The sequence below is a fragment of the Bartonella sp. HY038 genome, assembly GCF_014117425.1.
GTDB lineage: Bacteria > Pseudomonadota > Alphaproteobacteria > Rhizobiales > Rhizobiaceae > HY038.
Map to the genome: position 1 here is coordinate 166937 of NZ_CP059725.1, position 17552 is coordinate 184488.

The following is a 17552-nucleotide window of genomic DNA, read 5'->3' on the forward strand; positions in this document are numbered from 1 at the left end:
CGCGCAGTGCGTTAAGTGGGGTAAAGATAATGACTAGTAAATCTGTTTTGAATAACCATGTAGATACAAAAATTACCAGTAAGTCGGGCGTTGTTAATGCGTCCAACGAAGCTGGCAATTTTTACATTGATGTAGCCAAGGGGGATATTGCAAATTACGCCCGCGAAGGTGGCGATCTGGTCATTGAGTTTAAAGATGGTGAAAAGCTTGTTATTAAAAATTTCTTTACCTATGGATTAGAATTCAATAACTTATTGCTAAGTGGCGGCGAAGTATTGTTGTTGGTGGACTTTACCAAGGCATTATCAGGTCAAGATGGTATTGAAGACCCTGACGTCATCTATCACGAATTAAATGATGGTATTGATGCAACGGCAGTATTGCTTGGATTGCTTGGCGCTGGTGCGCTTGCTGCGGGGCTTTCAGGATCCTCAGGCTCCGATTCTGATCAATCGCCGCCACCAGTTGTTGATAATACTCCGCCAGCTGTTCCTAGTCTTAGTAGTGTTTATGATAGCGTTGAAGCCATTATAGGTGATATTGCAAATGGCGATAGCACCAATGACGCACGTCCAACATTTTCCGGTACTGCTGCTGCAGGCTCGACAATTAAGTTTTATGATAATGGCCAGTTTATTGGCTCTACCGTTGCTGATAGTAATGGAAATTGGAGCTGGCAGCCTGATACAGATTTGGTTGATGGTGCTCATTCTATTACCTATACTGCTTCAGATAATGCTGGCAATGAAAGCGCTCATAGCAATCCATTTGAATTTACCGTAGATACCCAAGCGCCAAATGCGCCATCAGCTCCAAATGCGACTGATAATGCAGAACCTTTTATTGGCACAATCGAAAGTGGTGGCAGCACCAATGATAATCAGCCAGAATTTTCTGGAAAAGGTGAACCAGGTTCAACAATTACCGTCAAAGATGGCGATACGATCATTGGTGAAACAATTGTTGATAGCGATGGTAATTGGACATTTAAGCCAGAAACACCGCTTGGTGAGGGTAGCCACTCGATTACTGTGACCGAAACAGATAAGGCTGGTAATCAAAGCGATTCAAGTGCGCCGATTGAGTTTGAAGTTGATACAATTAAGCCATCAACTCCATCAACTCCAAATGCGGCCGACAATGCCCAACCATTTATTGGTACAATTGAAAGTGGCGGTAGCACCAACGATAATCAACCTGAATTTTCAGGGAAAGGTGAAGCTGGCGCAACGGTTACTATTAAGGATGGTGATACTATCATTGGCGAAACAACCGTTGATAGCGATGGTAATTGGACATTTAAGCCAGAAACACCGCTTGGTGATGGTAGCCACTCGATTACTGTGACCGAAACAGATAAGGCTGGCAATCAAAGCGATTCAAGCACACCGATTGAGTTTGAAGTTGATACAACGCCGCCTGCTGCCATTGATGAAACATTGATGGATCTTGTTGATGATTTTGGCCTCTATCAGGGCACTATTGCCCATGGCGGACCAACAGACGATCACATTCCCACCTATAGCGGTGGCGTAGGTTCAATTGATCCTAATGATGCATCTTCAATTAATATTTATAATAAAGACGCTGATGGTAATGTAACGCTTATTGGTTCGACGACAGTTAATGCTGATGGTTCTTGGAGCTTTGACCCTAACCCATCTTTGGATGCGGGTGATTATATTTTTACCGCTCGTCCTGTGGATAAGGTTGGCAATATTGGCCCTGAAACAAGTGGTTGGAACTTTACAGTTTTTGGTGATGCACCGCAAAACCCAGCCATTACAAACGTAACCGATAATGAAGGTGCTGTCGTTGGTGAGTTACAAAAAGATGGCGTAACAGATGATACCACGCCAGTGGTAACTGGAACAGGCGAAACTGGTTCAGTTATTACCATTTATGTGCAAAATCCTGATGGTACAAGCTTTATCGGCGGTACAACTGTTGTAGATGCCGATGGTGTTTGGAGCCTTGAAATTAGTCCAGCTTTTGCACAGGGCGATGGCACTTATACTATTTCGGCGCAAGCCCATGATGCGGCTGGACAGCTTAGTGCCATGACCGGCGGTTATCCGGTTATTCTTGATACACTTGCACCAAACGCACCGCAGCAACCGATTTTAACCGATAATGTCGGCGATGTAACAGGAGCTTTGTCGCCAAATGACACAACCGATGACAAGCAGCCAGTGCTTTCAGGTAATGTAGGCAGTGAAGAAGCTGGCGGCACAATTACTATCAAGGATGGAGATACTGTTATTGGCACAACCACGGTTGAGCCGGATGGATCTTGGAGTTTTACCCCTCCAGCTTTGTCTGAAGGTAACCATTCAATCACTGTCACTGTAACTGACATGGCAGGTAACGAAAGTAAACCAAGCCCAAGTTTTGACCTTACAGTTGACACCAGTAATGTTGAAGTAAGTTTTAGCCATTTTGTGGATAATGTCGGCTCTATTCAGGGTAGTGTTGATATTAATGGGGTGAGCGATGATCGCACTCCCGTCATGGTGGGCAATGCTACAGCCAATACAACGATTACGATAAGCTATATTAATGGTGATGGTGAAAAAATTATTGTTGGCGTGACCACTGCTGATAGCAATGGCGCTTGGACTTTGACACCAACAGCCGAATTTTCTGATGGTACTTATGGTTTTACAGCGGAAGCTGTTAATGCTGCTGGTACTAAAGATGATGCATATTTTAATATTGAAATTGATGCTACAGCACCAACCGCGCCAATTATTAATGAAGTTCTAGACGATGTAGGTTTCATTCAAGGTCCGATTAGTTCTGGATCTTCAACCGATGATACAACGCCAAGCTTTAGCGGTACCGCAGAAGCTGGTACGACAATTACAATCAAGGATAGTGATGGTACTATTGTTGGTCAAACAACTGTTGATGATGATGGCAATTGGTCGCTAACTACTGATCCTTTAGCTGAAGGTTCCCATAATCTTAGCATCACCGCAACCGATACTGCTGGTAACGAAAGCACCGGCACTGGTTTTGATGTAACAATTGATACACAAGGGCCAACGGCAACAGCTGAGCTTAGCTCGATTAGTGACGATAGCGGTTTTGATTCAACCGATTTTGTTACAAATGATACAACGCTCATTTATACGATCCGCATAAATGGCGACATCGAGGCAGGTGATACTGTTTGGATGCGTATTAAGCCCGATGGTGGAGCAAGTGGAGAGTGGATACAAGCGACACGCAATGATGATGGCACTTACAGTGTTAATCATAATGATGCTGCACATTCTTTAGCTGATGGCCGCTACACAATTGAGACTATTATTCGTGATGCGGCTGGTAATCCATCGGAAATTTCTTCGCAGGCGATTACAATTGACACACAAGGCCCAACTGGAGCAATTGTTGCCATTAGTGGCTATTTTGATGATGTTGGCGCTATCACAGGCACAATTAGCCAATCAGGTACATCAAGCGACGATACAACACCCTTGTTAAAAGGTACTATTTCTGGTTTGCAAGATGGCGACCGTATCATCATCAAGGTTACTGACGCTGCTGGTGTAACCACTATTCTTGGTGAAGCAACCGTTAATAATGGTGTTTGGGAATATCAGGTAACTGATAGTCAAGCATTTGCAGAAGGTGATTATCATTTTGAAGCAGTTGTGACTGATAATGCTGGTAATGAGGGGTCAACATCTAATAGTTTTGCTATAACAATTGATGTTACGCCACCAAGTGCTATCAACAATGATAGTCTTGAGCTCATTGATGATTTTGGGCCGCTTCAAGGTTCAATTCAATCTGGTGATTCAACTGATGATCGCACACCCACCTATAGTGGAGCTGCGGGCTCTGTGGACGCTGATGATGTTGCAACAATCAATATCTACAACAAGGATGCCTTTGGTGATATTCATCTTATTGGCTCAACAACAGTAAATGCGGACGGCTCATGGACTTTTGACCCCAATCCACCTTTAACACCAGGTGATTATATTTTTACCGCGCGTCCAGTTGATAAAGCGGGTAATGAAGGCCCGGCAACAACGGAGTGGAATTTTACTGTTGTTGGTGCGGCCCCTGCTGATCCGGCTATTACCAGTGTTGGCGATAATCAAGCACCCGTCACCGGTAATTTGCAGCAAAATGGCGTGACTGATGATACAACACCGGTTGTGCGCGGTACGGGTACTGCTGGTTCGACTATCACTATTTATGTTACTGGCCCTCATGGCGAAAGCTTTACTGGTGGTACAACTACCGTTGGAAGTAATGGCGTTTGGACATTGGAAATCAACCCAGCTTTCGATAAGGGCGATGGACAATATGTTATTCAAGCGCAAGCAAGTGATATAGCTGGTCAGCTTAGCAATATAACCGGCGGATATCCGATTGTTCTTGATACATCAGCTCCAGCAACGCCGTCCTTACCAACAATTACAGATAATGTTGGAGATGTAATAGGTGCGCTTGCTCCTGATGGCACAACAGATGATAGCCGTCCGGTTATTTCGGGTCAAGAAGATGCAAGCGAAGCTGGTGGTACAATCACTATTAAAGATGGTGATACTGTGCTTGGTACAACGACAATTAACCCAGATGGCTCATGGAGCTTCACACCGCCTGCGCTCAGCGAAGGCGATCATACCATCACAATTACAGTGACCGACCAAGCCGGTAATGAAAGTAACCCTAGTGATGGTTTTGATATTCATGTCGATACCAGTAATGTTGTTGTAAGTTTTGATCATTTTGTTGACAATGTTGATCCAATTACAGGTAATATTGACAATGGTGGTATCAGTAATGACCGCACACCACAAATGGTGGGTAAAGCAACTGCTAATGCCGTTGTGACGGTAAGCTATGTTGATAGTAATGGTACAAAAATTATTGTTGGTACAACAAGCGCTGACAGCACTGGTGCATGGAGCCTTACACCATCAACAGATCTTATTGATGGAAATTATGGGTTTATGGCTGAAGCGGTAAATGCTGCTGGTACTAAAGGCAACGCTTATTTCACCATTAACATTGATGGAACGGCGCCGGCAGCTCCGGTTATTAACGATGTGCTTGACGACGTTGGCTTCATTCAAGGTGCTATTGCATCTGGCTCATCGACCGATGATACAACACCAACCTTTACAGGTAGCGGTGAAGTTGGCGCAACCATTACAATCAAGGATGAAGATGGCAATGTTGTTGGTCAAACAACTGTTTCCGGTGATGGGACATGGTCTATCACAACCAACCCACTTGCAGAAGGTAATCATAGCCTTACAGTTACTGCTACTGATCAAGCAGGCAATGAAAGTAGTGGTGTTGGATTTGATGTAACAATTGATACAACTGCACCAACATCGACAGCAATTTTGCAATCAATCAGCGATGATTCTGGCTTTAATACCGCCGATTTTGTAACCAATGATCCTACGCTTATCTATACCATAAGCATTAATGGCACTTTGGAAACAGGCGATACTGTTTGGATGCGAATTAGGTCTGAAGATGGTAGTGTTGGCGAATGGATAAAGGCGGTTGATAATGGTGATGGTACTTATAGCATAGACCATAATGATGCAGCACATTCTTTAGCTGATGGTAATTATGTTATTGAAACAATTGTACGCGATGCAGCAGGTAATAGTTCTGCGATTTCAAGCCAAATTATCATTATTGATACAACTGCACCTAATGATGCAACTGTAACAATTAGTGGCTATTTTGACAATGTTGGCGCAATTACCGGTAATATTACGCAATCAGGCAGTTCGTCAGATGATAAAACTCCGTTACTCAAGGGCACTATTGCTGGTCTTGAAACGGGAGATCGTGTCATTATTAAAGTGACAGGATCGGATGGTATTACCAAAATATTGGGCGAAGCGACAGTCAGCGCAGGAACATGGCAATATCAGGTAAGTGACGTACAAGCATTTTTGGATGGTGATTATACATTTGAAGCGGTTGTCACAGATAATGCTGGTAATGAAGGTTCAAAATCAAATAGTTTTAAACTCAATATTGATACTGTGGCACCATCAGCCATTGATACAACAAAATTAGATCTTGTCGATGATTTTGGACCAGTTCAGGGTACAATTAATCGCGGCGATTCAACTGATGACCACACCCCAACCTATAAGGGTGCGGCAGGTTCCGTTGATCCAGCTGATGCATCAAAAATTAATATTTATAACAAGGGCTCTGATGGTACGTTAACCCTCATTGGCTCAACAACAGTCAATGCAGATGGTTCGTGGAGTTTTGATCCTCAGACTGCCCTTACCGCCGGAGACTATATTTTTGTTGCTCGACCAGTTGATAAAGCGGGTAATGAAGGTGATGCCACACCGGATTGGAACTTTACAGTTGTTGGCGCAGCGCCTTCAATTCCAGTGATTTCGCGTATTGTTGATAATGTTGGTGATGTCACCGGTGATTTGCAACGTAATGAAGTTACCGATGATACAACACCAACTCTTCATGGTACTGGTAGCGTTGGTTCAACCATTACTATCCATGTAACTGCGCCTGATGGTTCAACCTTTATTGGTGGAACAACAGTTGTTGCAGCTGATGGTAGTTGGACATTAGAAATTAATCCAGCATTTGCCAAAGGCGATGGTACTTATACTATTGCTGCACAAGCAAGTGATGCAGCAGGCCAATTAAGTGGAATGACAACTGGTTATCCTATTGAGCTTGACACCACTGCACCATCAACTCCATCAATACCAACCATTACTGATAATGTTGGTGAAACAACAGGTGTGCTTGCACCAAATGATACAACTGATGATAAGCGTCCGGTTATTTCAGGTAATGCGGGTGTTGGCGAAGCAGGCGGTGTTGTTACCATTAAAGATGGCGATACTGTTCTTGGTACAACCACAATAAATGCCGACGGTTCTTGGAGTTATACACCACCTGCGCTGAGCGAAGGCAGCCATTCTATATCTGTAACAATTACAGATAGTGCTGGTAATACCAGTAATGCAAGTGATAGTTTTGATCTCATTGTTGACACGACAGAAGTTGTTGTAAGCTTTGATCATTTTGTTGATAGCGTTGGCTCAATCACTGGTAATGTTGCAACAGGTGGTATAACCGATGATCAAAAGCCAGTATTTAATGGTAATGCAACGCCTAATGCAACTGTAACCGTAAGCTATGTAAATAGTGACGGGCAAACAGTGATTGTTGGCACAACAACCGCTAATAGTGATGGCACGTGGACACTAACACCGACTGAAAATCTTGCCGATGGGTCTTATAGTTTTACTGCGGAAGCTAAAAATGCAGCTGGTAATACTATTACAACCACCTTTACGCTTGAGGTTGATGCAACAGCACCACAAACACCAGCATTGCCAGTAGCAACTGATAATGCTGAGCCAAATATTGGTGTGATCACATCTGGTAGCGATACCAATGATAAACGTCCACAACTTTCAGGCACAGGTGAGGTTGGCTCAACTATTACCATTAAAGATGGCGATACAGTTCTTGGCACAACTACAGTTGATAGTGACGGAAATTGGTCGTTCATGCCTGATACACCGCTAAGTGAAGGCAGTCATTCGATAACGGTAACAGAAACAGACACCGCTGGTAATGCAAGTAACCCAAGCCCATCGCTTGATTTTAATGTTGATACTACGGCACCTGCAACACCAGCTGTTCCAACGGCTAACGATAATACCGAGCCTAAGACAGGTGTCATTACTGCTGGAAGTAGTACAAATGAAACAAAACCTGTATTTAGTGGCACAGGTGAAGTAGGTTCAACAATTACAATTAAGGATGGCGATAGCGTTATTGGTACAACAACCGTTGATAGTGATGGTAATTGGTCATTAACCCCTTCAACCGCGTTAAGTGAAGGTAATCATTCTATCACTGTTACCGAAACCGATAAGGCTGGTAATGCCAGTGAAGAAAGTGCAGCGCTTGACTTTACCGTTGATACGACTGCGCCTGCAACTCCTGCTGTCCCCACCGCAACTGATAATACTGAGCCTAATACAGGTGTAATAACCGCTGGTAGCAGCACCAACGAGACCCAACCAGAATTTTCTGGCACGGGCGAAGTAGGCTCGATTATTACGATCAAAGATGGCGATACAATTATTGGTGAAACAACTGTTGATAGTGATGGTAACTGGTCGTTAACGCCAAATACCCCACTTAGCGAAGGCGATCACTCGATTACAGTGACAGCAACGGATGCTGCGGGTAATGCAAGTGATTCAAGTGCCTCGTTGGATTTCAATATTGATACCACGGCACCAAATGCGATTGATGAAAGCAAGTTGGATCTTGTTGATGATTTTGGCACGATCCAAGGTACAATCAATCGTGGTGATCCAACCGATGATCGCACACCAACTTATGATGGTGCGGCAGGCTCGGTTGATCCAGATGATGCTTCAACCATCAATATTTATAATAAGGACGCCGAAGGTAATGTAACGCTTATCGGTACAACAACAGTTAATGCTGATGGATCTTGGAGCTTTGACCCAAGCCCACAATTAATTCCTGGCGATTATATTTTATCTGCTCGTCCAGTTGATAAGGCTGGGAATATTGGTCCAGCAACGACTGATTGGAACTTCACCGTTGTGGGTGCAGCACCATCTGATCCAGCTATCACCAGCGTTAGCGATAATGAAGGTGCAGTTACAGGTGGCTTGCAGCAAAATGGCGTGACTGATGATACAACGCCTGTTGTTGGCGGTACCGGTACAGCTGGTTCAACCATCACCATTCATGTTACCGCTCCAGATGGAACAAGCTTTATTGGTGGTACAACTGTAGTTGATAGCAATGGTAATTGGACCTTGGAAATCAGCCCAGCTTTTGCCAAAGGCGATGGTACTTATACAATTAAAGCGCAGGCAAATGATGCGGCAGGTCAGCTCAGCAATATGACGGGCGGCTATCCAATTGTGCTTGATACTACTGCGCCATCAACGCCATCAATGCCAACCATCACCGATAATGTTGGTGATGTAACAGGTGCCTTGTCACCAAATGATACAACTGATGACAAGCAACCTGTGCTTTCTGGTAATGCGGGTGTTGGTGAAGCTGGCGGTGTTGTTACCATTAAGGATGGCGATACGGTTCTTGGTACAACAACAATTAATGCTGATGGCTCTTGGAGTTATTCTCCTTCAGCCTTAGCTGATGGTGATCATTCAATCAGCATCACTGTGACCGATCCTGCGGGTAATACAAGCGTTGCAAGTCCTAGCTTTGACTTTACAGTTGATAGCAGCAACGTCATTGTTGGTTTTGACCATTTTGTTGATGATTTTGGTTCAATCCAAGGTAATGTTGGCAATAATGGTGTTTCTGATGACCGCCGTCCGCAAATGGTTGGTAGCACAAGTGCTAATGCAACTGTAACCGTAAGCTATGTAAATAGTGATGGGCAAACGGTGGTTGTTGGTGTTACCACAGCTGATAGCAATGTGTGTGGACATTAACACCAACAACAGATCTTGCTGATGGTGTTTATAGCTTCACTGCTAATGCTGAAAATGCAGCAGGCACCAAGGGTAGTGTCATATTCGGCATTGAAATTGATGGTACAGCGCCAGCAGCGCCAGTGATTGATGAAGTGCGCGATGATGTTGGCTTTATCCAAGGGGCGATTACATCTGGTTCATCAACCGATGATACAACACCAACCTTTAGTGGCTCTGGCGAAGTTGGTGCAATCATCACGATCAAAGATAGCGATGGGAATGTGGTTGGAACAACAACAGTTGGCAGTGATGGCAAGTGGTCTGTTACCACAGATCCTTTGACTGAAGGTGATCATAGTCTTACTGTAACTGCAACCGATGCGGCAGGCAATGAAAGTACAGGTACAGGTTTTGATGTAATAATTGATACTCAAGGCCCAACTACAACTGCTACCTTGCAATCAATTAGCGAGGATACTGGTTTTGACACAGGTGATTTTATCACCAGTGACAATAGTTTGATCTATACCATTGCTATCAATGGCACTTTGCAAGCTGGTGACACCGTTTGGATAAGAATTAAACCAGAAGGTGGAACCGTAGGTCAATGGATTGAAGCAACACGCAATGATGATGGCACTTATAGTGTTAATCATAATGACGCTTCTCATGCGTTAAGCGATGGCAATTATATTATTGAAACCATTGTTCGTGATGCTGCTGGTAATCCATCAACCTCATCAACACAAAATATCACTATTGATACACAAGGCCCAACATCGGCCGTTGTTACCATTAGTGGCTATTATGATGATGTTGGTTCAATTACGGGTGAAATTTCTCAAACCCCAACTTCAACCGATGACACAAAACCACTTCTCAAAGGAACCATAACAGGCCTTGAAGATGGTGATAGAGTTATTATCAAGGTCACTGGTGCCGATGGTATTACTAAAGTACTTGGCGTTGCAACTGTAACTAATGGTACTTGGGAGTATCAGGTGACAGATGCGCAAGCACTTGCAGAAGGTGATTATAGCTTTGAAGCCGTTGTTACTGATAATGCAGGCAATGAAGGTTCGAAATCAGCTAGTTTTGATCTTAATATTGATACGACGGCACCAAATGCGATTGATGAAAGCAAGTTGGATCTTGTTGATGATTTTGGTACGATCCAAGGTACAATCAATCGTGGTGATCCAACCGATGATCGCACACCAACTTATGATGGTGCGGCAGGCTCGGTTGATCCAGATGATGCTTCAACCATCAATATTTATAATAAGGACGCCGAAGGTAATGTAACGCTTATCGGTACAACAACAGTTAATGCTGATGGATCTTGGAGCTTTGACCCAAGCCCACAATTAATTCCTGGCGATTATATTTTATCTGCTCGTCCAGTTGATAAGGCTGGGAATATTGGTCCAGCAACGACTGATTGGAACTTCACCGTTGTGGGTGCAGCACCATCTGATCCAGCTATCACCAGCGTTAGCGATAATGAAGGTGCAGTTACAGGTGGCTTGCAGCAAAATGGCGTGACTGATGATACAACGCCTGTTGTTGGCGGTACCGGTACAGCAGGTTCAACCATTACCATTCATGTTACCGCTCCAGATGGAACAAGCTTTATTGGTGGTACAACTGTAGTTGATAGCAATGGTAATTGGACCTTGGAAATCAGCCCAGCTTTTGCCAAAGGCGATGGTACTTATACAATTAAAGCGCAGGCAAATGATGCGGCAGGTCAGCTCAGCAATATGACGGGCGGCTATCCAATTGTGCTTGATACTACTGCGCCATCAACGCCATCAATGCCAACCATCACCGATAATGTTGGTGATGTAACAGGTGCCTTGTCACCAAATGATACAACTGATGACAAGCAACCTGTGCTTTCTGGTAATGCGGGTGTTGGTGAAGCTGGCGGTGTTGTTACCATTAAGGATGGCGATACGGTTCTTGGTACAACAACAATTAATGCTGATGGCTCTTGGAGTTATTCTCCTTCAGCCTTAGCTGATGGTGATCATTCAATCAGCATCACTGTGACCGATCCTGCGGGTAATACAAGCGTTGCAAGTCCTAGCTTTGACTTTACAGTTGATAGCAGCAACGTCATTGTTGGTTTTGACCATTTTGTTGATGATTTTGGTTCAATCCAAGGTAATGTTGGCAATAATGGTGTTTCTGATGACCGCCGTCCGCAAATGGTTGGTAGCACAAGTGCTAATGCAACTGTAACCGTAAGCTATGTAAATAGTGATGGGCAAACGGTGGTTGTTGGTGTTACCACAGCTGATAGCAATGGTGTGTGGACATTAACACCAACAACAGATCTTGCTGATGGTGTTTATAGCTTCACTGCTAATGCTGAAAATGCAGCAGGCACCAAGGGTAGTGTCATATTCGGCATTGAAATTGATGGTACAGCGCCAGCAGCGCCAGTGATTGATGAAGTGCGCGATGATGTTGGCTTTATCCAAGGGGCGATTACATCTGGTTCATCAACCGATGATACAACACCAACCTTTAGTGGCTCTGGCGAAGTTGGTGCAACCATCACGATCAAAGATAGCGATGGGAATGTGGTTGGAACAACAACAGTTGGCAGTGATGGCAAGTGGTCTGTTACTACAGATCCTTTGACTGAAGGTGATCATAGTCTTACTGTAACTGCAACCGATGCGGCAGGCAATGAAAGTACAGGTACAGGTTTTGATGTAACAATTGATACTCAAGGCCCAACTACAACTGCTACCTTGCAATCAATTAGCGAGGATACTGGTTTTGACACAGGTGATTTTATCACCAGTGACAATAGTTTGATCTATACCATTGCTATCAATGGCAGTTTGGAAGCCGGTGACACCGTTTGGTTGCGGATTAAACCTGCAAGTGGCTCGGCTGGCGATTGGATACAAGCGACACGCAATGATGATGGCACTTATAGTGTTAATCATAATGATGCTTCTCATGCGCTAAGCGATGGTCGTTATATTATTGAAACCATCGTTCGTGATGCTGCTGGTAATCCATCAACTTCAACCTCCCATGATATAACGATTGATACACAAGGCCCAACATCTGCAACGATATCTATCACTGGTTTTGCTGATGATGTTGGTTTGATCCAAGGTGATATGACCACATCTGGTACATCAACCGATGATACAACACCATTGTTGAAGGGTACTGTAACAGGGCTCGAAGATGGTGATCGCATTGTTATTAAGGTAACTGGTGCTGATGGTGTAAAGACTGTGCTTGGTTATGCAACCGTGACCGATGGTACTTGGCAGTATCAGGTGACAGATGCGCAAGCACTTGCAGAAGGTGACTATAGCTTTGAAGCCGTTGTTACTGATAATGCAGGCAATGAAGGAACTATATCAGCGAGTTTTGATATCAATCTTAACTTAACTGGGCCGTCTGCTTCTTCATCAATAACCAGCATTAGTGATGATACCGGCACAAGTGCAACTGACTTCATCACCAATGATGATACGCTTATTATAAATGGAACTGTTTCTGAAACCTTAGCAACAGGTGAAAAAGTACAGATTCAGATTGATAGTGGCACATGGGTTGATGCTGTCTATGATGCTGATACCAATACATGGACATATGATAATACTGGTAGTGTTTTATCGGAAGGCACTCACACGATTACTAGCCGTGTTATTGATGCTGCCGGTAATGTGACAGTTGGTAGCACTCAGAATGTTACTATTGATAAAACGGCGCCAATTGATGGATATGAAATTGCTATTAGCGGATTTACCGATAATGTTGGTTTGATCCAAGGTGAAATGACCGTTTCTGGTACATCGAGCGATGACACAACACCGCTTCTTAAAGGGACGGTTACTGGCATGCAGGATGGAGATCGTATTGCGGTCAAAGTTACTGGGCCAGATGGACAGAAAATCTTACTTGGCTATGCAACTGTTACCGGTAACACTTGGACCTATCAGGTTAGTGATGCCCAAGCTTTTACAACCGATGGACAATATAGATTTGAAGCCGTTGTTACCGATAGTGCTGGTAATGAAGGTAAAACTTCCACCGTCTTTGATATCAATCTTGATCTTACAGCACCAACTTCTGCCGCCACGATTACCGGTATCACAACCGATACAGGCTTTAGCGACAGTGATTTTATCACCAGTGATACGACCTTGACCATCCATGGTAGTGTCTCACAGACCTTAGCATCAGATGAAAAGGTTCAAATCTCGATCGATGGTGGTGATTGGGTAGATGCTGTTTATAATTCTGCCGATAATAGTTGGAGCTATGATAACACTGGTAGTGCTTTATCTGAAGGTAGCCACTCAATTGCGACCCGCGTCATTGATGCTGCTGGTAATGTCACCAATGGCGGATCACAAACAGTAGTTATTGATACGACAGCTCCAACAAGTGCTAGTGTTTCTATTACTGGTTTTTATGATGATATCGGCTTGAATACTGGTGATGTAACGACCAGCAACAGCTATACTGATGATACTAAACCTCTTCTTAAGGGTACAATTGCTGGCGTTGGCGATGGTGAAAGGGTTGTTATCAAAGTTACCGATGAAAATGGTGTAACAACTGTTTTGGGCGTTGCTACTATTTCTGGTGGTACATGGGAATATCAGGTTACTGATGCCCAAGCCTTTAGCGATGGTAAATATAGCTTTGAAGCAGTTGTCACTGATACGGCTGGTAATGAAGGAACAAAGTCAAGTGCATTTGATATCAATGTCGATACCGCGGCACCAACGGCAACTTCAGACATAGTTTCAATTACCGAAGACACAGGTAATGTTGGTGATGACTTTATTACCCGTGATGGAACCTTAATTATTACGGCAAAGGTTACCGGAACACTTGGAGCTAATGAACGCGTTCAAATTTCATTGGATAATGGCCAAACTTGGCAAGATGCAACCTATGCTGCTAGCAGTGATAGCTGGAGTTTGGATAATACCGATACAGAGCTTGCCGATGGTACATATACCTTTAAAACACGTGTTATTGATGCTGCAGGTAATTTAGGTACTGAAAGCAGTAAAGAGGTGACCATTAATAATGGTGTACCAAGCACAACTGTAAGCATTACGCATTTTAGTGATGATTACGGCACGCAGCTTTATGACAGCTTGCCATCTGGTAGCTATACCGATGATACGACACCAACTTTACACGGCACTTTAAGTGAAGAGCTTGAAGCAGGCGCAACAGTTGCTGTTTATCGTGGTAGTGTTTTTGTCGGCTATGCCACAGTTAGCGGTACAAGCTGGAGCTTCACCGAACCAACTGAACTTAAAGATGGGACTTTTTATACCTATTATGCCGCTGTACAAAGTTTGTCCGGTGTAAATGGTAGCCTTTCTTCAGGTTTTGAAATTGCTATTGACACAACTGACAGTAATATGGCGCCAAATGTTGGTACCGGCGGTGCTTATGCGACCTATTCCATGTCCTTGCGACTTGGAAATAATGGCGGCTGGACAATGATGACCGATATGGCTGAATATTCAGCTGATGGTAATGATTTCCGCAACTTTGGTTCGCCTTCATTGCTCAATTGGGCAAATGTCGGTAACGCAGCTATTTCTGCCCAATATACGTGGGAAAAACTATTTAGCTCATATACTTATGGCGATTATAACCGCGATGGTTATATGGATATGTTCTTGACTGACAGAACTTACGATGCTGGCATTGCAGGTTCAGGAACAGGAACAATGTTTGTAGGAAAGGCTGATGGTACTTACGAAGCAACGCTTGTTCAAGTAAATTCGCTCACTCACTTTGGTAGTACTGTTTCCTTAGATATGGACGGTGACGGTTGGCTTGACGTTGTGTTGGGTGACTCAGGAAACGATAGCTCAACCTTCCTTCATAATAAGGGGCAAGCAGATCTTAATCTAGGCACCCAGCAGTGGGATACTTATGGTTATCCAACAGCCAATGCTTCGTTGCCTACGGCTCTTCGTAATTTTACAACAGATCACGAATTGTCAGTTGTTGACCTTAACAATAGTGGTGCGGTTGATTTAGTCGTTCATGGCAATTATACTTGGGAAACCACCTATAATTTGGTAACGCTGAAAAATAGTGGTGTAAGTTCGGCTACGGGACAAAATTGGTCATTTGGGCAAAGCTTTACCAATATCTTCAATACCAGTGGCGCATCTGGAGCAGCCAATTCGTCGGATAGTTTTGAACGAACCATTTCTTTGACTTGGGCAGATTTAAACGGCGATGGCTATATGGATCTATTTATTGGCCAATCCAAAAATGCTGGTGTGGGTGCAGCCGCAGATACTTTAGGCACCGATAGTATGATTTTCTATAATGATGGTGCCGGTAATCTTAAGGATCCGCAACGCATTGCTGATGGTATTATGGGTAAATCAACCCTTGCAATTGACTGGGATGGTGATGGTAAAATGGACCTTGTTGAGGTTCCTGAAGCCAAATATTCTATTGGTACATCGCTTTATTACCATAATACTGGTACGCTTGATGATAGTGGCCAAGTTGTCTGGGATATTAAAAATATCAAGGATATGGGTGTTGCAACGGCTGGTGGTTCCATCATGACGTCAACAGCACTTGATGCTGCGGTTAATGGTGCAAGTGCTGCTGCAATGGATTATGATTGGGATGGTGATCAAGATTTGATCATATCACGTGCGAATACCAGTGAAGCATCGATTGTTATCACTAATCCAAATACGCCAGATTATGGCACTGCCATGCATTTGCGTATCATCCGTCCCGATGGTTCCAATACGTTTTATGGTAATACGGTTGAAATCTATAATTCAGCTGGTGTGCGTGTTGCAAGCCAGATTATCAACCCGCAATATGGTACGGGTTGGAATGATAGCTCGGCAATCGTCCATTTCTATGGTCTTGATCCAAATGAAACCTATACTGCAGTCATGCGATTTAGCCAAAATGGTGTTTCACAAGACTTTGGTGGTCAAGCTTTTGCTAGCAGCACCAATCCAGTTGAAAATGTAAATTCAAGCTGGACTAACCTTAAAGCAACAGAACCCTATAATGGTTATGTTTTAACAGCTGAAGCTGATGGTGCAACCGCCAATACGAATAGTTACAGCGCTGACGTTGGTATTGTTGGTACTGGTTACAATGATACCTTTTTCATTGGTGCTGGTACGCGTTACTATAATGGCGGCGGCGGCTGGGTTGTTGGCGATGGTGAACGCACTTGGGATGCAAATAGTGGTTTGGATATTGCTGATTTTGCAGCGGTTGGTTCTACTGGCATTAACGTAAGTCTTGCCATTACCGATGCTTTCCAAAATGTTGCAACTGGCTATACCATTAAGTTAACCAATATAGAGGCCATTTATGGTACTAGTGGTAATGATACTATTACCGATGGCAATGGAAATAATATTTTAAATGGTCGTGGTGGTGATGATAATTTCATCCTAAGCGGCACTGGACATACAACCTTACTTTATGAAGCAATTGCTGACGATGCAACGGGTGGCAATGGTCATGATACGGTAGATCAGTTTACCCTTGGCAATTATGCAAACAATGCGAATGCAGACCGAATTGACTTAACTGATATTTTGATTGGTTATGTTCGCGATGCTGATGGTCCTGCACATTTTGACTCAAATGGCGTTGCTAAAATCGATGTGGGTGATAAGATTGGAGATTACCTCAAAGTAGAGCAAGAAGGTGGCAACACCGTGCTTTACGTTGATCGCGACGGTAGTGGTGGCTCTTATGAATCAACACCATTATTGACCATTAATGACGTAAACGTTGACCTTGCAACTCTACTTGCTAATGGCCAAATTGTTGTTTAAATTTTAAAAACCTACAATTCAAAAATGAAATAGAAAGTCCCCTGATTTGCATCAGGGGACTTTTTTTGTGGGGGTTTTATTGTGATTACCAAAAAATAAAATTCTTCCGCTCAAATATGCAAATTCAAATTATCTAAGAGCGTATTATCTGCGTTTAAAAATAATGTTACAATGCCTATTCTGCTTAGCTTTGAACAAAGAGATGCGTATTTTTGGCATA

General features: G+C 43.6%; 2 protein-coding genes. Both read left to right on the plus strand.

Features of this window, described 5'->3' with window-relative positions:
• Positions 1 to 29: 29 nt before the first annotated feature.
• A complete protein-coding gene (locus H3299_RS00695; protein ID WP_182418442.1) occupies positions 30 to 9497 on the plus strand; it encodes an Ig-like domain-containing protein in 9468 nt (3155 codons plus the stop codon).
• On the plus strand, positions 9485 to 17332 hold the full coding sequence (locus H3299_RS00700; protein WP_182418443.1) for an Ig-like domain-containing protein: 7848 nt from the start codon (positions 9485 to 9487) through the stop codon (positions 17330 to 17332). The genes H3299_RS00695 and H3299_RS00700 overlap by 13 nt, the downstream gene beginning before the upstream one ends.
• Positions 17333 to 17552 lie beyond the last annotated feature (220 nt).

Coding starts and splice junctions, on each gene's coding strand:
- H3299_RS00695 (WP_182418442.1), top strand. CDS start 30: ATGACTAGTAAATCTGTTTTGAATAACCATGTAGATACAAAAATTACC.